Source organism: Photobacterium sp. SKA34, assembly GCF_000153325.1.
Classification (GTDB): Bacteria; Pseudomonadota; Gammaproteobacteria; order Enterobacterales; family Vibrionaceae; genus Photobacterium.
In genome coordinates this window covers 1,062,134-1,085,078 of the sequence record NZ_CH724141.1, presented here as the reverse complement: position 1 = coordinate 1,085,078, position 22,945 = coordinate 1,062,134, and the positions used below count along the sequence as shown (strand labels likewise).

Genomic DNA, 22,945 nt, shown 5'->3' with positions numbered 1-22,945 from the left:
AGTCATCTCCCCAAAAAACCTCAAGCGAACATTTTTCTGAAGATTAACGAGCTCAGCTAATGCTGACCAGTACGTTTCATTTATATACAAAGCCTGTATGCTTTCCAATGATATTTGGTTTGTACCTAGGTAGGTTTCCATAATGAAAAATTTCGAATAATGGAAGAAAGTATCAATAGCCCTTTTATTGCGAATAAACATCCTGGTTTTCTCGGTTACTAAATCGATTAGTTCTCTGGTGCTAACAAACATTGTAAAAATAAACCATTGATTAATAATGAAAATAATTTTCATTTCTAATTTTCAATTTCTTATCGGTCAAAAAATAGTATTTTTAACTTATAAATACGCAACCTATTTAGAGAAAGATCAATAAGCCACTGATTACAAGCACATATTCGCCGCACCCAGCTCGATACTTCGTATCTATTTTTGTTCTGTTGGCTCAGCAAAAATAACTTTGCAGAGTATTAAAAAACTGTGATGTATGCAGAAAAATCTCACCTAGAATAGGTATTCATTCATATTTTTTACTAAATTAAATTGTTTTTGCCAATTTTTTTATAAGAAGAAAATTGAAGCTAAATACACTTGCTTATTATTGATTAAAATAACGATAACGTTTGAGGCACTAAATGAATAAATATGACTTTTTTTCGGCGTCTTTGACCCTGTTATTCTGTCAAGTTTGTCTAGCAGAAAGCTCTTGGCATGAGAGTAAAAATACACCACCAAACATACAAGATGAAATGGTTAGAGCTCAATTTACGATTGCAATTGATAAAACTCCTAGCGCACCAAGTTCTGGAAGTTATGGCATGTTAAAAGATGGGCTTTTTACACACCCGAAGCAAGCACCATCCTCACATAGCAGTCACCCATTTAAGGGGCAGTTAGACTATTGGGATCAAAAGAGCTACTCAAAAAATATAAAGGTAGAGGCATATTATCCTATCCAAGTTGAGCCATTTCATACATGGCAAAATATTGTTGATTTTGATGGGCGTCGCTACTTATATCAATATGTTCGCCGTGACTTAAAGGTTTTCGATATCACCGAACCAAAAGAGGTTAAACTGCTATTAACTAAAGGACACACATGGGGACCTGAGGGTGCAGGGAGTGAAGTGAACCCATTTCCAGAAGGAGACATGATGGGAGCAGCTTCTGTTGCATGGAGTGAAAAGCGTCAAGCTTATATTATGGTTCAAGCTTACGAAGTGCGCCGTTTTGGGCTTTTAGATAATAAATATAGTCAACCTGACAAAGTAAATGCGATAAGAAACAGTTTACACCTCAAAGGTTTCAAGGTGTATGAAATGAAAGGTCCGCTACCGAAGGACTGGCAACTTATCGCTGAGCGTACTTCGGATGTTGAGCATCCTGATGCTCCAATAGGGAAGCAGCAAGGGTCGGGGATACGTGATATTCCAGCTTATTATGGCGATGGAACCATGTATGTAGCGGCGGCACCGGATAGAAGACACGCTTTAACTGAATATCCAAACGACCTTTACAGTGCAGGTTATCAAGCTTGGGATATGAGTGATCCAACTAATCCAATCCTTCTCGATACGTTATCGGTTGATGGTCAGATCGTTGGGAATCTCCAGCATGAAAAAACCTACATTAATAATCCTCGTTCGGGTAATAGAACTTCTTGGATGGGAGCGAGAATGCCTCTTTTTCTTGCTAAAAAGGATAGTCAGATTGGTTATGCTGCGATGGGAGGTTTAGGCTTTTACGTAGTGGATATCAGCGATCCAAAACACATGAAGATCGTTAGCCACCTTGATTTTCCTCCCAGTGTTGCAGGTACTGAAGGAGACTTTATAGATGTGTCACAAGTGGATGAAACAGGGCTTGTTTATTATAGTGGCTATCCATTGAATGAGGATTGTTACGAGCCATATAAAAATATTTATATTATTGATGTCTCTAACCCTAAAACGCCAATAATTCAGGGGATTATGCCAAGACCAAAACCTCCTAAGGAAGCCCTATTTAGTGATTTTTGCCAGCGCAGAGGCAGCTTTGGTCCTAAAAGAACAGGTGCTTACCATCAACCAGGCCACTCTCGTAAAGGGATCCTACCGTATAACTTTTATAATGCAGGTTTACAGGTCTTTGATATTTCAGATCCAAAAAAAACAACAATAAACGCTTATTTTGTCCCACCTTTTGCACCAGAAAAAGTGGCGGATTACGCTATGGGTAACCTTTCTCACTCAGTGTATGTTGAATATGACAGAAATCTTTTTTGGCTATTTACTAACCATGGTTTCTATGTACTATCAAGTCCAATACTGGGGAAACCTAATTTAAATGCACCAGTAAAAGCATGGCCACCAAAGGTCTAAACCGGTGGTCGCGCCTAGACTAACTATCTACACGTAATCTTCTTGCTGCATTTTTATAAATCTTGTTACAGATGATTGCCTTGACATCAAATGTTCTGTGATTGTGTCGTCAACCGGTCGTTATTAATAACTTTTAGTCAAACTTAGAAACACCGACATCAGTATTACTCGATAAAGCATGACTTGTCATAATATTCGTTTCGATACTACCGATTCATTCGCTTTCTTAATGAACTAACTTTCGATCATTTAGATAGTCGCTATCAAAAAGCAGCTCCAATCGATCAGTCAGTCTCTTGTAAAGGAGGAGTACAACAAGCTCACTAATGCTCTGTCTAAATCACCGAGATACGCATCATGACCCATGGGTTAACTAAAGTATGGTGAAGATGTGATATTTTCATGATGTTCACCGTGAGTGGACTTAATTTATCGGAACAGGATTCCTCTTACAATATCGTTACTGTTTTTGTTGTCACTTGCGGATATGATGTGTGGTTTTTTAAGCAGAAAAACTATCGCGCATAGCTTTTTTGCGATATCACTAATAATTAGTTTTTATTGGTTTCAGCACCATGCACCGATCCACTATCTTGATCTGTAATCTCTGCATTTCAAGTGTTACCTTTGGAAATCCTATCACTGCCTCTTAAAAGTGGAGATTTGATGTTGACATACTTAAGCAGTAAGTACCAAACAGTTACCAGAAAGTGTTATCTGAGGCGATCTTATACAGCCTAAGAGTTAAGATACTTTTCTCGAAACATATCACAATAAAGTATGATGTTTATTAGTATAATCTAGAGCGAAAAATCCTTAAGTGTAATTGATAAGCTACCACTTCTTTTTAACCTCTCAGCTGAGAGGTTTTTTTTTCTAAAGAAGTATTTGGAAAGTTATAGAAAACAAAATAAATGTTGACACGAAGTAGTAAAAAGTTGAAGTAAGAATGGTAACTTTTACTGGGTTGATGCTTTTATCACACCACTTTACGATGATACTAAGGCTAAAGGTTATCAATCGGTAAGTTTATCTCTTTCTTACCAGCATAAGACACAAGATCAAAACGTATACAATAACATTAAACATGGAAAAAACTTTAAACCAGTACTTCTTCGATAAAAAATAAGTTTTACTCTTTCTTATCAGTTCTATATTACTTACTCACTGAATTTCAAATTATTTTTTCATTTTAATAGTGACTTTAATTTTAACTCTGCTTAAAGAAAATTTAATTCATGCTCCGGTGTGGCAGAGAAAACTAAAAGAAAAAGTTCTTTAAGTGCTTAGCGGCATCGACTTGCGTAATAGCATGCTCTTTAGAGACTTGCTCTGGCTAAAAGTGAAATGCGTTAGACGTATTCATTATTTTAGTTCTTCTATGCATTTATAGGTTGGATCCATGCATTCTATCGTTAGACGCAAGTTTAAAGGTAAAGAAAAGTGATTTTTTATAAATACTAAGGATGGAAAGTTACCACTATCTAGATGATATAACGCTTTGTGTTTAATCTAACTTCTTTTCTATGACTCAGAAAATAGCTTTCTATTGCGGTAGATATAACAGTCATTACGTGAAAAGAATTGTAATGTTTGTCAAAATAGTTTCATATTAGTGAGGTTGGTTGTGGCTGAATAGCTTGGTGAAGAACAAAAGACGATTCAGAAAAAAGCTATTTTTAGGACAAAATCTTCATTGGCTCCATTATTGATAACCCGTAAATGTTTCGTTAAGCACCTAATTATTAAAATATAGAGTTGCTTCATTAAACAAAAAGGAACTGGAATGAACAAAAAAGATCTTGTAAGTCATATTGCTGAACAAGCAGATATTAATAAAGAGCACGCAACCGCTGCGCTCAATGCTATTGTTGAGAGTATAACAAGCGCGCTTATAGATGGTAACGACGTTTCTCTGGTCGGGTTTGGAACATTCAAAGTTACGCACCGTGCAGCGCGTATAGGGCGCAACCCAAAGACAGGCGAGGCTATTCAAATTGCAGCATCAAAAAGTCCTACATTTAAAGCGGGAAAAGAACTGAAAGCTCAGGTTAACTTTTAACTTTTTTGTTATGCTCCACGGTCGCAATCTTCATAAATGTGGGGCATAAGCCATTTAGTATATAAACTGTAGACAATTATGTGCATTGTCGGACTAGCTAAAAAAGCATATTAAGGTACTTCTCTTTAATCTTTTTATACTTTTATCTTCATATAGTCACGCCAAATATACAGAACTTATTCAAAATCATAAATATTTAAAATACTCTTCATGAAGGCGAACTGTCCCGCACAAGAGTTTGACGTTCATCTTGCTTTAACCAAAAATCAAATTGGCCTTTGTTCAACATCAGTAATGATTCACCCCTGAATCGATGACCATCATGCACGTATTCGTATTTTAAATTCATCGGTGGCGACAATGAGTTTCTAAATAGCTGTATGATCTGATTCTATGTCATTATTGAGAAACTTCACTTGACGATACTTAACATCCATTCGCATCAACCCTCGTTTTTTTCAATGGAACGATCGCATAAGCATAGAAAGGAATGTTGGCGTCTTAAATCGAAGCTTAAAAAGACACTCTGATAAACATGAAAAGTCAGTTCAGACAGATATGGTTCATTTCATTTAGATGTAGTGGTCAACTAAAATTGGCCACGGTTTTAGAGTTTTCCCAATATAATCGTTCTGATTCGTTGGGAGTTAGGCCGCCATTATATTGATGCGGCCTGAGTTGACAGTAATACCCGATAATGTAGCGGATGATCTCTTGTTGAGCTTCAGCAAAACTACGATAACCCACTGTTGGCACCCATTCGGTCTTTAAGCTTCTAAAGAAACGCTCCATTGGTGCATTATCCCAGCAATTTCCTCGGCGAGATAAACTCTGTTTTATCTTAAAACGCCACAGTAATTGACGGTACTTTCGACTTGTATAGTGGCTACCTTGATCGCTGTGGAACATGACGCCTTTCGGCTTACCACGCGACTCATAAGCCATTGAAAGAGCTTTGCCTGTCAGACTGGAATCAGGTGATAAAGACATCGACCAACCAATCACTTTGCGGGCAAAAAGATCAATAACAACCGCTAAATACATCCAGCGATTTCCTGTCCAAATATACGTAACATCACCAACCCAAACTTCATTTGGGGCGGTAACAGCAAACTGTCGGCCCAAGTGATTTGGAACCTCAACATGTTCTTGAGAAGCCTTTCTGTATCGATGCTTTGGCTGTTGGCAACTGACTAAACCAAGCTCTCTCATGAGTTTTGTTGCTCGGTATCGGCTCAGTTTTAAACCCTGATTTGTGACTATATCTGCAATAGTCCTCGCTCCCGCAGAGGCGTTGCTTGCTGCGTGGGCCTCACTAACTAAGCTGCGAAGTTTGACTGTTTCCGCCCTAATCGCTGTTGGACGCTTTAGCCAATAGTTATAACTACTTCGATGAACATTGAAGACTTCGCATAATGTTTTTACGCTATAGCTCTGCTTGAGTTTCTTGATCATCAAGAATTGTTCAGTGAGTCCGACATCAACAGAGCCGTGGCTTTTTTTAATATTTCATTATGCTCTTCAAGACGAGCTAACTTCTTTTTTAATTCCCGAATTTCTATTTGCTCAGGGGTCATAGGCGAAGCTTTTGGCGTTTTGCCTTGTCGTTCTTGTTTAAGCTGACGAACCCATTTATCCATCGTGGATTTACCCACATTCATGGCTTGGGCGGCTTCTGCCACTGAGTAATTTTGATCAATCACTAACTGTGAAGCCTCGAGCTTGAATTCTGCGCTGAATAGTCGTCTTGTACGATTTGTCATAGTGTCACCTGTTAACGTATGAAGTGATGATATCACCTCTAACTAAGTGACCAAATTCACTATGCCACTACAAGAAGACTTGGTTCTACCTGAGAGGTTATTTCAATACACGTAATCTATTCTATCTCAGTATTTATGTAATGACCCAGAGTCATGATAAGAGCGTTGCTCAGTTTTCTATTATGTCAACGGATTATCAGGTATCAATATCCCCCAACCACACAGACTTTGATTGTATTCGGCATAATTGCTTTGCCGAAACGTATTTTTTGAAATGATCACATCTGGATACGTTGTATTTGTAAAGTATAGTTATTGAGCAAGGTACAAAGATGAGTTGTAAGAATAAAGGAAGATACGATCGGATCAAAATTGATGATTTAATGATCGCCCCCCTCCTCCAGTCAGCTACCGAGTCGCTTAATGACATTGGAGTAAGCACGGAAACAAAGCCCAGCTAGCATTTTAAATAACGCGACACCTGAAGCCGTATTACTTAATTCGGTAACATTTCAAATGTGATCGACTTCATCTTAAAGTAAGGGCCCATTGATATCCCTTACCTTAAAATTAGATCTGCTTCAAATATGGATCACGTAATAGGGCTTTGAGAATTACGTCTCAAAATAGACCGGTTTGTAATTACGACCTTTTTTAATAATATTAACTCTGAATCCTTCCCTATTAAATGTATTTAGGAACTGGTTTTCATCAACATTAAAGTTAGCAGGGGAATTGTATCGAATGGTAACGGTTCCACTATAAGATTTTACACTAGTCCCTTGACCAAAGAATTTAGAAAACTGCTCGGCAAAAGAGGGGGTTCCGTTAATTTCGTCAGCTAAGCCACATCCTATTAATCGAACCTTTCTTACGTTGTTAATACTGTAATTTTCACTGAGGTGATTGAATAATGACTCAGGTGTAAAATGTGATTTGATATATGAACCATGCCCTACAATATTTACTCGTTTTTGCATTGATTCCTTATCCGTGAAATAAAAAATATCTTTATCAAATAATCTCTTGCCATTTTTTTGAGCCCCCCCAAGAGACTGCTCAAATTCATGAAGAGTCCCCCGACCAACCCCAACCATAAAAGTAGCTAATCCAATAATGACCCCGATACCAGCATTGATACCTGCTTGCTTAATCGGGATACCAGTAGCCACATTTAACCCAAAACCAGCACTACCGGACACCACCGAATCTCCAACTGCGAGACCAAATTTTACACTGGTTTTCGCTCCCTGTGCCGCGGCACCAAAGCCACCACTTATAAAGCCCAATGCAGCACCAATTCCAACTTGCTTCCAGTCAAACTTATGCTCCGGATTAATCGCCATCTGGATGCCTTCTGCCGCAGCAGATACAGCAGCTCCTACTACGGCACCTACGATAGCTCCAATGAGCAAGCTAAGCAGTGCAAAATGGCCACTAGGATCGTTTCGATTGATAGGGTCATCCAAACAATAAGTGTAGCCATTCACCCCACCTCGACCAAAAGGACTCAAGCTATCTTGAGCATTGAAGCGCATCAGAGTGGGGCTATACATTCGATAACCATTACCTAGAGGATAAAGTTTGGTTGCAGGGTCCTTACGAATACCGTTAAAACCTAATGGATTATCACGGATCACATTTGAATTGGCAGAAGGCAACGAGGCTAAGGCCGATGATACAGGTAGTGTGGTGCCGGTAGCTGCAAGGGCTGATAGTCCACCAGTATGCATTAAAAACCGTCTACGACTGTGTTGAAATGGGTGTTGTTTAGGCTTCATCATAATTTCTCTTTCCATAAGGTATATAACGACGAGGTTTCTTATCTAGACTTCTTCCAATAGTGGAAACTTGTTTTGTAGTTCGATTGACGATCTTAGGTTAATTATTAAGAGTCGTATGGCTTTGTTTAAAGGGGACATCCTCGCTTTGCGCTAACATATGAATTGTCTAGAGTCATTTGTCAGCCTCGTTGATTTAAAATTAACGGGGCTTTCATCTTTCAGTCATCATTTGCTAATACTCCTGACAAAAAAACCAAGAGCAACCGCGTTGATCACCTTAACTCGTGTGATTTTTATCAAGTTTATGCCTAGCTTTCTCTGATATGTAGATACTAAAAGACCGCGACGATGGGCGATCATTTAAGAGGAATTCTATTTAAACACATAAAACAGGTGTTCTCGGCTTCGACCACGCTCTCTTTAATGGGTTAGAGAAAATAGATTGTACGGCTGTGAGGCTAATCTCAATCGAAAAAGACCAACAAATATGTCCGATTAATTCACTCAAAAAATCACAACTATTTAAATTCAATAACCACCCAGTTTATCCATTTAAATTAGTTGGGGGTCTGAAGCAAAGTGTAGGTGTAAAGAAATCATGCATAACTTAGATAATAACGATGCCTCAAAAAGCACCGTGTTAGTAAATTGGTAGAGCATTTGGTATTTACGACTCAGTATAGTCGTAAATTGTTTACTGGAATCATGATTGAACAACTGAGAGAGGCTTTTGAATCAGCTTGTATAAAATTGGAGTGTGAATGAAGTGAGATGGACGGTGAAGAAGATCATGTACACCTATTAATTTCATATCCACCGAAGCTAACTATTAGCGTGGTGGTAAATAACATTAAATCAATATCATCTCTATTACAAAACACACATTTTACAAGGCAAAGTAAAGACACGGCTTTGTGGTCACGTTCCTAATTTGCTTGTACTGCTGGCGGTACAACAATCGAAACATTGAAGTCTTATAGAGACACTCAAGCTACACCAGATTAAGCCGCTTCGCGTCTTACGCCTTATATCCAAGCCCAATTAAGCGACGGTTTGCGTCGCAATTGCTAAAAGCTTTAACAGTTTGAGCTTATATCCCCATATGAAAACTGCGGTTTTTCCCCGTGGGTACGGGGAACACCAAAGGTGTGCACTATAATATAAACCTGAATCAGGTTCATCCCCGCGGGTACGAGGAACACTACCCTTGCAATTCTTCCGTAAAACATAGAACCGGTTCATCCCCGTGGATACAGGGAACACTGTTTCGAAATATTCGTCAGTACCCGTTAGCGCGGTTTATCCCCGCGGATACGGGGAACACGGGTATTGCAGGTACAGATTTAATAACCACAGCGGTTTATCCCCGTGATTACAGGGAACACTCTAAAAATATTTTATTGATTTATAAAGTAAATAACCATAACTAAAAATCCACCAACTTTTTAAAGAACATTTTTTTAGTTATCATGTCTGTGAGTGAAAATTACAATAAACGTAACCCCTCTAAATCAACAGGCTCTCGACGATTTTTGCCATAAGTTTGGACATCAAAAACTGATTCGGTAGGGGTTCCCAACGCAATTAGAACATTACCATTTCCAGCAAAGCATTAAATTTTATCCCAAATCATTTACCGGATTTTTCGAGAAAATGTCATCTATATACACCAGCCCTAACTTATAATAACCAAACAGCAAGACGACCTCGTAATCAAGGCGGTACGACTTTAGTAACCACCACAAGCATACTCATAAACGATTTACTCCTATGATAACTATCACCAATCGCAATAGGCACAGACATACCAGGAGGTGTAATGTTTCCAGCACTGAGCACTTCATCAATGAGCAGTATCAATTTTTTCAACGTCTAGTGTTTACGGAATTCTTCTCTATATGCCAGACTCACCCACCCAAATTAATAATGCGCTATTGATTGCATCTAATTTATCGCAGCATGACTAATACGTATTCCTTTCTCTAACAATAAACAAGCGATGATTCCCACTGATATGCATACGCTCGACATTAATATTATCTATGACAACAAAAGTGCCATCTCTAATACCAATACGCTCTATTCCGACATATATCATTGAATGACGATATTTAATTGGAATCGGTTTCAGTGGGATAAATGCCACTAAGTACCTCGAATTAACATCAAACCGCAGCCTAGTGCTTTTGCTCGTCCAAAACCTTGTTGATATTGAGTAAGGAATTTTTCAGGACTTTGTATCGTCAAAACCCCTTGATAATCAACACTAGAAAATTGAATACGCTGCTTCATTTTTTTGTCACTTTGATGCTGGGTATACGCTTCAATATCAGGTAAAACATCTAGTCTGATCCCCCATTGCTCTAAGCGATTCGGGTCACACAGCCATTGTTGAGCCGCTTGCTGCATATAATGCGATAACATTTCTGCACCAATATCTTGTTGTCTAGCTTGATATTTAGCATGCATCATCACATCATGACGCTTTTTAGTCGTATTATTCCAAACGGTTGGATTTGCTCGTAATTTAAACGCTAAACGTTGCCCTACTGTTAATTGCGGAGTAAACGGTTTAGTTTGTATTTGCCATTGTGCATTCATTTCATCAGGAGCAACTCGCGATAATACCCAAAAAACGGGTAATCCATTGGGCATTAGCTCTTGTCGATAAATAAATTGACGTTCTGACTGTTGATGAAATAATTGCCATAATAACTGGTGTGCCGCATAGGCATCATTACGTTGTAGCATCAGCAATGTTTCTGCTAACGTTGCCGACTGTGCAAGTGTTATTTTTGATAAATGCATGCGGTTATTCATCCTCTAAAATCGGCAAAGTTACTTGGTGCATAATACGTTGTGTAAACTGCCACCGCTGACGATTGAGAGGCTCATCCCATAGTTGAGTCGTGTACACCACGTTATCACCAATATCATCCATTGCAGCTTTATCACCCGACCAATAGTAAGTCGCAACACGATGCTGACCAACACAACCAAACCAATAGCGATCGCTTTTTTCACTTCCCGTAATTGCGGGAAATGACGTATCTAATGCTTGCTTTAATGAACATGATTCTAAAATAGTTGGCATTAACGGTAGCGCTGGCGGACACGATTTGCGGCCAAGGCACAACGGATAAGCAGGTGTTAATAACGCTTGCTGTAGTTGTTCAAGTGAAAACATCGCGTCATTCGTCAGCGATACCGCCACGACCCAAACCCCATCACAACGATAATCACGACTTGATAACACTGTCGCCAACTTACCCTTATCAAGCTCTTGCTTACGAGTGTGATAGTGCACGTTGTTATGATTAGCTGCGACTTGCGTGGTGTGGTAATCACGTAATAATAAACTTGGTGCCGATTGTTTAATTGCAAACTGCACGCTTTTTTGCAGCATCGTCAGTGTCGATTGCTCGTCGCGTTTAATACCAAGTGCCGCACCTAATAACCCTAATAATGCTGAACGCGATGGAATAACTCCGGTATGACGATCACAGCCAACAGCAGGCTGTCCCCAACTTGCCATCGCACCATAAAGTCGAAAAACTAAATAAGGCTGCATATTTGCTCCCTTATTCAGTCACAAACTGACAAAGCTCTGCAAATGAGCCTTCACCAATCATTGCATTAACTTCATAACGACTGTCTGCACAAGCCCCATAAACTTTATCAAAATTAATCACTTGCTTTGAAATGGCATGAATTGCTGCTGTTGCCATATCTTGATCATTAATTGGTTTTAAAAATGCTACCGATAATGAACGGGGTTGTTGCTCACCTTTTTCAACCATGATATAGCTAGCATAAGCACGTGATGCAAAACTATTTTGTTTACCCGTAGGTGACACTTTCACTGCAGCTTCAGTTAGGGCGGCAATTGCAGCGTTAGCAAGCGCTTCATCTCCACTAAGATTTTCAATTAATTGGGTTTTATTGATGCAGATATAGTTATAAAACAGAGCCGATGAAAACCCTACTTCACCAATATGCGCCGAACCTGAATCTTTTTTGCCGTCGTTAAGATCATCGACAGCTGTAAAGTAATCATCTTCAATAGTTACTTGATGAACGCTAATTGCATGTGCCACCTGACAAGCAGCATCAACATTAAACTCCGGTGCAGAAGCCAGCATTCGACCAAACAGCGCGATATCAACTGCGGTTTGTTGTGATTTTAATGCTTTTAATTCATCTGCTGTTGGCTCACGATCTTCTTGTGCAAGAACACTAACTAAAGATAACGCCAAATCTTGCTCAACTGGGCTAATATGTGACAGTTGTTCAATCTCTAAACCATCTTTTTTTAATTTACCAAACTGACCTGCAATTAATCCCGCCCACTTTATCGCGTTTTTCTCTTTAACATTCAGAGCAACCAATGCATCAAATACAGTATTACCAAAACGCTTAGTGCGAATACCTAACTTACCAGCCATCGCTTGTTCAAATAGTTCTGAAGTTCGCCAGTGACGTTTTTGGCTTTGTGAGCTTACACGTAAACGATCAAAACCGCCCATTTTTGCAGTTTTTGGACGACCTAAATCATCACGATTTAAGTTAGATGGTGCGTAAGAGGTCAGTGTATGAAGCTGAATAAATTGGCTCATTATTGATGTTCTCATAAAAATAGAATGAAATTCTTATTTTGCTGCGCGGTAATAATCCATGGCCCATTTCACGCAAATTCGATCTTTAGCTCGAACAAGTCCTGAATGATGGTATTCGCTAAACCATTGTTCGATATCTCTCGCTAAAGTGAGTGGATCTACTTTCCCTTTCATTAACTTCAGTAAACGGCGTAAAGTACGCAATAATTCATCAGGCGTGTTAGCCGCTTGTAACTGAGAAAATCGCATTTCACTCACTAATGATATATGGCTATTTTCTTTTTTTTTACCAGCAGCTATGGCTAATCCATCTCGATACCCAGAAGATACATGAATTAACGACGCAGCAATAACGGCCCAACATTCCATGTCATTGACGGAATGTGAATCTTGCTCAGGAAGGCTTAGCCATAATGTGTGAAAAGCATCTTGCATTAATACCGCATCGACAGACTCGGCCCGCATTAATTTTGCTTTATGACCACTCGGTGCTGACATTAGATACTGTTCTTTTAACTCAGCGTCAGAAAGCACTAAACTTTGCCACCACCCCATAAGTAGTTTTTCTTCTGTGTTACTTAGCATGTTTAGTATCCTTAGCTGCTATAAGGTAATGCTCATTGTTAAATGCTTTAATATTTTTACTACCATATAACCAACCCATTAATTTTCCTCTCGCATCTATACGTTTTGCTATTGAACGTATATCGCCCAAGTCACCTAAGGCATAATTATCAAATAATTGCTCACTTACGGATTGAATAGTATCGCGCCAGTATTTTGCTTGTTCTGAACTTAAAGCCGTTTGCTGTTGGTTAATATTATGAACGATATAAGAAACCGTTAAATAAAACGCAGCTTCTGTCTGTTGCAAAAAATCAAGATCAATAAAACTAGTATCACCTTTGGTGTCACCCGGATTTTCAAACCATGCCGCTTTAATTTGGCTACGGGTTTGATAAAGTGCGTTATCTGCAAGTGCTTGTAATTCTCTCGTCGCATTAATAATGTCATCATGACTTTCTGCTTCCACATTAAACAATGGCATCATGGCGCTATACCAACCACGTGGTTTCATATTGTCCATGTCATAGCCAAATACCCATAATTGAGGTTGTTCATGCCATTTTCGTTTAGCGACATCGTTATAATGATCAACAACACGCGCACAAATATGACCATTACCGTCACTAGATAAAGTCATTACATCCCAGTTTTTATAAGTAATACCTCTAGGTTGCCCTTTTTGGGAGAGATGATCTTCGTTCGGTTTTTTGGGATTCCATTTATAAGGTGTAAACGGATGCGGATCCCAGTTACCGACATAATTATTACCGTAATTTTTAGTGCGGTAATGACGCACACATTGCTCACTATTTTCGCCACTTATCAAACATTGCACAGGCTCATTATCAATCACTAACCGAATGCGACGCGGCATCGCCCAATACAGATGTAACGGGTGAATCCCTTCTGTTGATGGATAAATTTCACTGCCTTTTTTGCGACTTTCAATTGTATGTGCCAACCACGGAAAAACACTACCATCATAAAAATTAGGATCGTCATAACGCCATGTGTTGCGATTAATGACATTAAGCCACAGCTTGATCCATAACGAACTTTGTTCATCACTTGGCATCACCAACATAGTTAATGGGCCGCCACCACGTAAGCCGACACGATGACCAGAACCACCGGATGGTGCATTAATTTGTAATGTAAACAATGCTAATGCAGCCATTGCAGGTGACATCACTTCACCAATACCACGTTTAACAAAAAAGTCTGTATTGTTTTTGATACCATTCGCGCCTGGCGCATCAATAAGTAATCCACTAATTGGACTTACTTCTTGCTGAGATAATGGATCATGATCTTGCATAAACAAAGGACCATCACCGGTTAACTCAAAGGCATGTTCAATCGTATTAAAAGCCGGAGTTAGTTCATCTGCCGTTGGCGATTGTACATAGTACTGGTGCCATTGCTTCTTATCTTTAGGTGCAAAAGCCGTTTGTAATATCCCTATTACTAATTGATAAGCCGCTCCCTGAAAGTCAGCACGAGGTAATGCAAAATCAACAACATCAGGATCTGTAATTGCCACTAATGATCGCCATTCTTGATCATCATTACGAAGTCGGAAAGGTAACCATGACTCACGAAGTAAATTCATTGTCTTCCTCTTATTGATGACAGTGATAAATCCACTCGTCTCACTATTACCAAACATAAGATCTTATTCGGAATACAAAGGTTGTATGTGTTTGATAATGGATTAACGTTTTACTAACAATAATGTTTTTTGCTCTGTAAATGGCTGCAAATGAAATGCATATTTAAGCTTTGCAAGGGATAAGGTACTGAGGACTATTACATGGCAAGAATCAACTTGCCAAGGCACTAACTCTCTACTCTTATTAGATTTAAGCACTAAAATTTGTGCCGTCTCTCTCTCACAAAAACGTGTGCTGATATGATACTAATATTCTACCAACGTTGTTGACTGCTATTACAACCTCCATATTGTAAATCAATAGTTTGAGACTTTGGAGAGGCTATTTCTAAGCTTTATTCTGCTAAAAGTTCATCTTTTTTCGTAATTAATTCAATTGAGGTTTGTGGTACATTTTTCGTTATAAACAGCTTGAATAAAAATACACGCTTCGCTTGGCATACGCATAGTACTAAGTTCAATGAGCATTCATTGAGGAGCCCATAGTCGACCGAGAGAACGATACACATATTTAGATATACTTTTTATCATTATGAGAAACGTAAAGTATCTCCGAAAATATCCCGTTCACTTTATATTAATGAATCGTGCTGTTTAATAAAATACGAGAGGTTTTTATCCTTTACCTCTCAACTCGCCGTCAAAGGATGGGCGGTGAGTTCAGTTTCTATGCCAAAAATGTAGTTTAGCTGCGAAATACCGCCCTAAATTTAGAGCGGTATTTTCGTTAAATAATGTAATAGATTACGTACAGAGTTATCGCTAACACTGATATTATTTAGCTGATGTTTATGTTTACTACTTATTAGTTAAAAAGGTATTCATCATAACAACCATTCCCCTTTGATACATCTCCTAAGTTTCCTAAGGATATCCTATATTGTAATTCGCCAAACTGCACTTTGTCTTACTTTGTGGTCATAATTGTAGTAAGAGTAATTATACTGTTATCGAGAATCGAGTTATGGAAAATGACAACGATATCTGTAATACATGATAGTGCTTTAAAGTAGGACTAAATTGAATAATTAGATGTATCAATACTTGTAGCATTAAACTTTCTAAGCCAAAATGTAAAGGTCAATTCTTAAAAAAAGCCCTTTGATAATATCATCATAAAAAACTCTTCTAGGCTTACAGTAGTGAGTTCATGTTCATCCAAATTTTGATAATACTAGCGTTCAATGACTTCAAAAAAAACATCCTAAATACCAATTTAGATAAATATTAAGAAGCTTTAATATGTGATAAAAAAGAGGCCGAACATATATTGATTTCAATAAATTCAGTCAAAAATCAATCACGAAAAATTATTTAAAACATTGTTTTAACCAAAATCAACAAAGACTTTATCGATAATAATTAAGCTTAATTGTACTGTTTCGACATGGTAGGGTTCAGTGTTATAGAACAATCATTTATAAAATCATGGTAGTGATTGAGTTAGTTTAGTTTTTTTAATCATTAGCTTCTTATTTTGTAAATCTTTAAACTGCTGAGTTATAATAGGATCTTTTTTTTCAACCTGAAAAAAATCAAAGTTACGTTTATAATGGAAGTCAGTTTCTTCTTTCCTATGTCTCAATTGACTATTAACAATTGAGGTCAAAGAAATATAACCATAGTAACTTAAAGCATGTTTTAGACATCTTTCAAACTGACACTGTAAATTATCCATAATGGCAACCAAGATACTCCCCTATCAAATACCACAATATTGATAGGGTTTAAATTTATAAATTAAAGGGGGTTTATTTGAAAAAAAATAAAACAAAATTTGAGAAGTATAATATTTAATTTCTCTGTAAATAAAAATAAAAAAACATAATAGTACCTTAATAAAAATTTAATTAAAAAAAAAGCTTTTTACATAAAAAAACAAATAATTTAATTTATCGTAACGATGAAAAAATTTAATTTAACTAGCTCTTAAAATAAGTGTAAAAGATAACGATTATCAAATCTAATTTAAAAATGGAATTTAAAGTGAAATCAGATTTTGAATTCAATATAGCTTACTTAAAAAGCGATAAAAGGTATGCCCTTAAAGAATTAGCTAAAAATACTAATGAACTAGTAACTAGTCTTGTTCCATTTTTCACTACTCACTTTTTTACTCTTGGTGACATATCGATAAAAGAACTAAACAATAAAAACAACTTTTTTAATAAGGTAATTGTTGCCCAATTAGAGTCTGGTTTGTTAAGTAAAGACAATAAGTTGAATTTATCAAATCAATACGTTATGGTAGGAAAAAGTTCAAATATTGAAAATATCAGATTATTTATAACACCAATAAACACTTATTCAAAAGAATATTGTAATATAGACGGTTTTGTTAACTATAATCCAAGCTATCATAGAAAAGAAAACTACGATAGTATCGAAATATCAATATATTTAAGTAAAAAAGTCTTCTCCCAAATATTAAGCCATATTGAAAATAGTTCTTTGATATCAGCATCTCTTTGCCTAAAAAACATACCAGGAATATATAAAAATTTACGTTCTAAAAATAATAATCAACTAAAGGTATTAACTAACATACCAGAACATACAATGATTAATTCTTATGATAATGATAAAGTCAAAAGATTAGGTATACCCAGTGAATCAGTTATTTGTTTTTTTATTAGAGGAGAAATTGATAATTTCATTAGTGCGAACTCTAAAGGTCTAACTGTCATGTTTATCGAAAACAAACTTAATAATAGAAAAGATAATAAAGACATCTCATTTGAAAATAAAAACAATGTCATAATTAAAATTATGATTTACTTACTATCAACATTGTGTTTCTTATGTTCATTTATCCATATTAAATCGAATTAAATATTATAGGCCAATAAAAAATCAAATAAATTAATTAAAAAAACACATATTTTCAAAATATTCACTCCCTACTAATAAAGTTGTCATAGAAGATGGTTATACTCGAGCTAAATAACTTTGGATGATATTATTCAATTGGAGGGTGAAATCACATAGTTTTATATTTAAACATTTTTACTCTGAACCTGCTATAGTTTAAATCAAAAAATAAATGACTACCGATGGTTTTTATAACGATAAAAATCGTAACGTTAACCCTAATATATTCATCGTGTTTAATTCCTCTTTCCTAAGTTATTTAAAAAGATACTATCAAAATAATCTCAACGAAGAACAAAATTTGTGAAAATTTTCACAGTATTTATTATCCAATATATATATTATATTTATGAAGAGATAACTTCTCTTCGTAATCATCAGTTTAATCACAAACATGGATGTTTTTAAGCCATCGTATTTATACGATGGCTTAATTTAACATTCATCTTTATTTATATTATTAATATTTAACTAAGAATTAATATCACTATTAATATATCCAGATATATGTTGATATGATTTTAACTCAAAAAGTGATAATGAAGATATAATATGCTCTAAAATTTCCGATTGTATAGACTCATAGTTTATCCAGTTGGTATCATTAGTAAAAACATAAATTTGAATAGGTAGGCCTGTAGAGGTTGGCTCTAATGTTCTTACTAAAAAGGTAAAATCGAACTTAATATCATTTCTAGATCTTAAATATTCTTCAATATATTTTCTAAATAATCCAACATTAGTATAACTTGTCTTTATATCTAAACAGCTATGGCTAAAATAATTACTCAACAAATCAATTTTCTGTAATTTTTTTAATAAATTAGGAGTACAGAAATGAATCGTATCCAAGTTTATAAAAATTGAACGTTTTATACGACGTCCACCTGATTCAGACATCCCTCGCCAATTATGAACAGTAGAAGTTGTTAAGGATGTCGTCGGGATCGTTGCTATCGTTTTATCAAAATTTCTAATTTTCACTGTGTTTAAATTCAATTCAATAATATCCCCATCAACGTGTTGAGAAGGAATAGTGATCCAATCACCTACTCTTACCATATCCATTTGCGATACTTGAATACTCGACACTAAACCCATAATCGAATCTTTAAAAATAATTAATCCGATCCCACCAAGAGCGCCAATACCAGCAATAAGGGATAACAAACTTTTATTTATAATAATAGAAAAAGATAAAATAATAGCAAAAATAGATACTATAATCTTTAATACTTGAACGTAAACATGCATTGGTTGCTTTTCAAGTGATTTAACTTTAGCCGGTAAATTCTTTAAAACATCAACACATCGGAATAAAAATATTACTACAACGAATAATAAATATAACTCTGAAATGACTTGAATGAGTTTTACCAACTTTTCAAGTGGTAGCTTTTCACTAGAAATTAATGGTGCAGCTTTAAAAAATAAGATACCTGGACCGATATGAGAAAGAACTCTAAATATTTTAAGATTTATAATTGTAGATAAGAATTTATTTTTAGTTTTTGAAATTATTCTTTCAAGTGACGAAACTATATATCTTTTAAGGACATAGTTTAAAATTAAACTAACAAAACATATAGTTAAAAATATTATCATTGCTGATAAATAACTTGCAGTAACACTATCAATATAAAATCTTTGTTGTAATAAATTTATAATATCTTTACTCATGATTCATCTCTATTTTTAAATACTTTACTGATTTTATTTTCAAAAATCATACTTATAAATTATATTTTAAAAAACAGTTATCTTGTTTAAAAAGTAACAATCAGAAAAATTAAAACAATATTAAAAGTTTTATTTAAACCTTCTATAAAAATAATGAGATCTAAATATTTGAACTGTAACTATCTCAATATTGATATCATTGTTGTAAAGTCTTCTTAACAAGATTTGATTTAAATAAATATAAAAGAATACTATTAATTTTTTATATATATCTTATATTAAATATCGTTGTGTTAAATGTCTCTTAGACGAAATTAGTCATGGCTAGCTTTCCTTATTTTTGGATAGCTAGTCTTTTTTTAATATCGAAATAGAAACATGAAGGTAAAATTAAAATTTTATCTTCTACACCATCGAGATATTTTGAAATAATCTTAATTAAACTTCGTGACTCCTTGTCTTAATATTAGATAAACGACTATATTTATGGACTGAAAATGGCAATTTTTTATAAAAATTTAGATACAATTACTCGCTGTTACATGAGAAGTGAACTTATCATGGATATAGAAAGTGATAATGTTTATTATAGTGAATTTTTAAAATACGGCTATGAAGACGCATGGGAAAAAACATTATTTTGTGCAATAAAAAATCATGATGATATATGGTTAGAAAATCATATCATTAGTCAAAAATTCCTCTTAGAAAAATACCACAAGCTAAAGAAAAATGGCGGTTTTATAAAGACTAAAACACCTCAAGAAAAAGCTTTACAGTTAGCGGAGGCTGAATTTAACCGCTTTTATTGTCGTGCTATTTGTAGTAGAGCAATAAAAGAAGATAAAAAAGTAAAGATCTACAGAGGTAAAAAGATTCTCGAAACTTCTATAAAATCTAAAAACATGATTGGACATGTTCTATCAGCACAAGAAATATTAAACGAACTGAGAGAAGAAGTATCCGTGAATACAGTATTAGGATTACCTAATGAGACAAATACAGGATTAACCATATGTTTAATATAGTTTGTTATATAAGTAAAATTATTAATATAACAAACTTCTTACACTTACCATTCTTATCACAATTTTTTATTCGTTAATTATAGAGTATATAGAAACCAGTAAAGTATCAATATTTTATCTTACCCTATCTTTCAGGTAGGGTTTTTTTAAAGATAACTCTCATACGTATAAATAATTATACATTAAGTCTGTTATAAATACATATCATTTTATTCTATTAATTAATGAAATCAGTTCTATTCCAAAATCATATTAATATAAAATGAGAAATTTAAAACTAAATTAATCAATTAAAAAATTTATTCATAAAAAAGTATAATCTTATCCTTAACAAACTGATTTATATTGAATATAAAGTTTAAAATAAAAATAATTTTATGGTGTATAATCTTATTTATTAAATATTTTTACTAACTTTAGTTACCAAGAATAGTTTATGACTATATATCGTTTAGCCATATCTAGATAATAAATTTATTTATTTTATACTATGCGAACTTGAATTTATCAATCTATTATATTTTTCCAAGCCTACTAAATATTTTAAATCTATGTCCGCAATAAAGTTACTAGGGTATATTATTGCCACCTGAAATATATATGATAGATAATTTGTAAATCTCGCTTAAAAATATCAATGATAAAATAATATGCCGTGATTAATAAATCACGGCATAATTAAATATAAAGAATTTAAATTTTTAATAACAGGTTATTGGATTAAAAAAACACTTATAATAATAAGTTTCTTTATAATTACTCTCCATTATAAAATCTGGTTTTGATAAAATTAAAACCATAAAAAACAAAATATTTTTATTCATGATAATTAACCTCATACTAAAGAATCAATACATATTAATTTACTGGATGCATGAAATACTTAACTCAATTGTTAGACGAAGACTTTTCTGATTGTTCAATAAATAGATAATGTGTTTTTTCAATAACACCCGAGTCAAATAAATAATCAATAAGTGAAAATCTATTCACTAGAATCTCATCTTGTAATGCTAAATTTAATTCATTTAAGTTGTGATTTGCTGTCTCTAAGATAGAGCGTTTAGAAACTATAACTTTATTAAAGAGATCATGTAAGCTTTCTACTTCATGACTATATGCTTCATCTTTTAAAAAAGAATCCATAATTTCTAATACAGAATCAAATTGATGTTGATGACAGCGATGTAATCTTGAAAAAAATCGATTAGCTGTCTCTTGACTTGGTGTAGATACTGGTCGGTCATTATCTGACTCTTGGACATCATAAAGTGACATCAAGTCATCTGCTTCATCACGGCAGGAATAGGTAATTAACGGTCCAAATACTTTTCCTTCTTGACCAGAAGTACTAAGAAGTTTAAATAAACTTTTATGTACCTCAGCTTCGATTGAATTGATCAATGTTTTAATAATATAGCTTTGTGTTCTCACAGTATGTTTTTGATGATACTGTGATTTTTGTTCGATCTCAGAGACGTAACCTTTTGCTAACTCATCCAACAATAAATATTGACCTTTAAATAAGTTTTCCCAGTATTGCTTTTCTTTTTCCTCTTTTTTAATAATTATATCTTCTTGAACTTTAAAACTATACTTAGATCCTAGCGCAGTTAGATACCGACGCGAGGCTATAATTAAACTACCTACATCACGTTTAATGGTTCTACATACACCAGCTAGGTCTATAAGGCGACAAAATCGATCATGTAAAGTTATCGGTTCACCTTTAAAAGTTGTAACAATATAATTTGTCCAGTTACCTACAGAAACTGTGCTCCTACCCTCTCCTAAAAATCCCAAAATACTTTTAGTAACACCCAAAGTACTGTGTAATTGTGCTCTCTTCGAAGAATAAGTTAATTCTTCTGAAGTAAACGTAATTTCTGCATTTTTCCCAGTTTCAATTAATTCAACGTTTTTAGGTAAAACTTCTATCGCCTCGGGAATACAGGGAAATTGAAGCGTTAATAGTTCAAGTGAGCATAAAAAATAATTTTCATATTGTGTATTATTACTTAAATTTTCATGATCCTCATTCCATAATAATACATCAAATTTTTTATCAATTTGAAAAAAATCTAATACAATAATAAAGGCTGGTATAACAAAAGTTACTGTTACTAAGCACATTTTTATTTTCATATTTATTATTTTTGAAGTTCTAATCATTAGAAATATAATTAAATATATTTTCCTTATTAAGGAATAATATTTTTCTTTTCCTCTACATTAAAGAATATTTTATTTCAATTAGAATTATAACATTCAGCCGCGCAAAAATTTAATTTATTACTCTACACAAAACCATCTCATTAATAACAAAATTTGATTCTATAATCATATGAAAAATTAAACAATAAAAAAAGATTTTTTTTATTTTTAATAAAGTTAAATTTATCTTATCAATAAATTTTTTTTATTGATAAGATAAATTCAACCCTCCTCATTAAAAAATTATACTTATAAGAACAGAGGTTATTTCGGGGTTAAATGTAACTCAAATACAATACTCATCAATTTGAAAGTGATTAAAAAAATG

General features: G+C 34.6%; 15 protein-coding genes and 2 pseudogenes. 6 read left to right on the top strand and 11 right to left on the bottom strand.

The window, feature by feature from the left end:
• Positions 1-635 precede the first annotated feature (635 nt).
• The 3 genes from SKA34_RS06305 (at position 636) to SKA34_RS06300 (ending at position 4,422) form a co-directional block, all read left to right on the top strand.
• Entirely contained in the window at positions 636-2,360 is a 1,725-nt protein-coding gene (locus tag SKA34_RS06305; protein WP_006644661.1) for a hypothetical protein, read from the top strand.
• 418 nt (positions 2,361-2,778) lie between these two features.
• A complete protein-coding gene (locus SKA34_RS23535; RefSeq protein ID WP_369750660.1) occupies positions 2,779-2,964 on the top strand; it encodes a DUF5993 family protein in 186 nt (61 codons plus the stop codon).
• A 1,182-nt stretch (positions 2,965-4,146) separates the two neighbouring features.
• Positions 4,147-4,422, top strand: a complete 276-nt coding sequence (locus tag SKA34_RS06300) for an HU family DNA-binding protein (RefSeq protein WP_005363649.1) — start codon at positions 4,147-4,149, stop codon at positions 4,420-4,422.
• A 208-nt stretch (positions 4,423-4,630) separates the two neighbouring features.
• Here the strand turns inward: SKA34_RS06300 and SKA34_RS23530 are convergent.
• From SKA34_RS23530 to SKA34_RS06285, 3 genes and pseudogenes are all read right to left on the bottom strand, one after another.
• Positions 4,631-4,880, bottom strand: a pseudogene (locus SKA34_RS23530) (DDE-type integrase/transposase/recombinase); the annotation flags it as partial.
• 127 nt (positions 4,881-5,007) lie between these two features.
• A protein-coding gene (locus SKA34_RS06295) for an IS3 family transposase (protein ID WP_086004105.1) occupies positions 5,008-6,185 on the bottom strand; the annotation gives its coding sequence in 2 pieces (ribosomal slippage) (positions 5,008-5,927 and positions 5,927-6,185; 1,179 coding nt in all).
• Between the two features lie 614 nt (positions 6,186-6,799).
• Positions 6,800-7,966: an RHS repeat-associated core domain-containing protein gene (locus tag SKA34_RS06285; protein ID WP_006644660.1), complete on the bottom strand. Its 1,167-nt coding sequence runs from the start codon at positions 7,964-7,966 to the stop codon at positions 6,800-6,802.
• Between the two features lie 651 nt (positions 7,967-8,617).
• Between SKA34_RS06285 and tnpA the strand changes: the two are divergent.
• A pseudogene (gene tnpA, locus SKA34_RS22810) lies at positions 8,618-8,974 on the top strand (IS200/IS605 family transposase).
• 481 nt (positions 8,975-9,455) lie between these two features.
• Here tnpA and SKA34_RS23525 read toward each other — a convergent pair.
• From SKA34_RS23525 to casA, 6 genes are all read right to left on the bottom strand, one after another.
• Entirely contained in the window at positions 9,456-9,548 is a 93-nt protein-coding gene (locus tag SKA34_RS23525; RefSeq protein ID WP_232284233.1) for a hypothetical protein, read from the bottom strand.
• Between the two features lie 566 nt (positions 9,549-10,114).
• The gene (gene cas6e / locus SKA34_RS06280; protein ID WP_006644659.1) at positions 10,115-10,777 is read right to left on the bottom strand and encodes a type I-E CRISPR-associated protein Cas6/Cse3/CasE; all 663 of its coding nucleotides are present in this window, start codon (positions 10,775-10,777) and stop codon (positions 10,115-10,117) included.
• A gap of 4 nt (positions 10,778-10,781) precedes the next feature.
• Entirely contained in the window at positions 10,782-11,540 is a 759-nt protein-coding gene (gene cas5e / locus SKA34_RS06275; RefSeq protein ID WP_006644658.1) for a type I-E CRISPR-associated protein Cas5/CasD, read from the bottom strand.
• Positions 11,541-11,550: 10 nt separating this feature from the next.
• The gene (cas7e, locus tag SKA34_RS06270; protein WP_006644657.1) at positions 11,551-12,585 is read right to left on the bottom strand and encodes a type I-E CRISPR-associated protein Cas7/Cse4/CasC; all 1,035 of its coding nucleotides are present in this window, start codon (positions 12,583-12,585) and stop codon (positions 11,551-11,553) included.
• A gap of 33 nt (positions 12,586-12,618) precedes the next feature.
• Positions 12,619-13,170: a type I-E CRISPR-associated protein Cse2/CasB gene (casB, locus tag SKA34_RS06265; RefSeq protein ID WP_006644656.1), complete on the bottom strand. Its 552-nt coding sequence runs from the start codon at positions 13,168-13,170 to the stop codon at positions 12,619-12,621.
• Positions 13,160-14,764 carry a type I-E CRISPR-associated protein Cse1/CasA gene (gene casA / locus SKA34_RS06260; protein ID WP_006644655.1) on the bottom strand — a complete coding sequence of 535 codons (1,605 nt, stop codon included), beginning with the start codon at positions 14,762-14,764 and terminating at the stop codon, positions 13,160-13,162. Before casA ends, casB begins: the two co-directional genes overlap by 11 nt.
• 2,046 nt (positions 14,765-16,810) lie before the next feature.
• Between casA and SKA34_RS06250 the strand changes: the two genes are divergently transcribed.
• Positions 16,811-17,656, top strand: coding sequence for a hypothetical protein (locus SKA34_RS06250; RefSeq protein WP_232284232.1), 846 nt, complete (start codon positions 16,811-16,813; stop codon positions 17,654-17,656).
• Between the two features lie 510 nt (positions 17,657-18,166).
• Here SKA34_RS06250 and SKA34_RS06245 read toward each other — a convergent pair.
• Positions 18,167-19,375 (bottom strand): mechanosensitive ion channel family protein, encoded by a 1,209-nt coding sequence (locus tag SKA34_RS06245; RefSeq protein WP_006644652.1) that lies wholly within the window; start codon positions 19,373-19,375, stop codon positions 18,167-18,169.
• 497 nt (positions 19,376-19,872) lie between these two features.
• Here SKA34_RS06245 and SKA34_RS06240 point away from each other — a divergent pair, with 497 nt between their 5' ends.
• The gene (locus SKA34_RS06240) at positions 19,873-20,403 is read left to right on the top strand and encodes a hypothetical protein (protein WP_232284231.1); all 531 of its coding nucleotides are present in this window, start codon (positions 19,873-19,875) and stop codon (positions 20,401-20,403) included.
• Positions 20,404-21,291: 888 nt separating this feature from the next.
• Here SKA34_RS06240 and SKA34_RS06235 read toward each other — a convergent pair.
• Positions 21,292-22,548, bottom strand: a complete 1,257-nt coding sequence (locus SKA34_RS06235; protein ID WP_039860025.1) for a hypothetical protein — start codon at positions 22,546-22,548, stop codon at positions 21,292-21,294.
• Positions 22,549-22,945 lie beyond the last annotated feature (397 nt).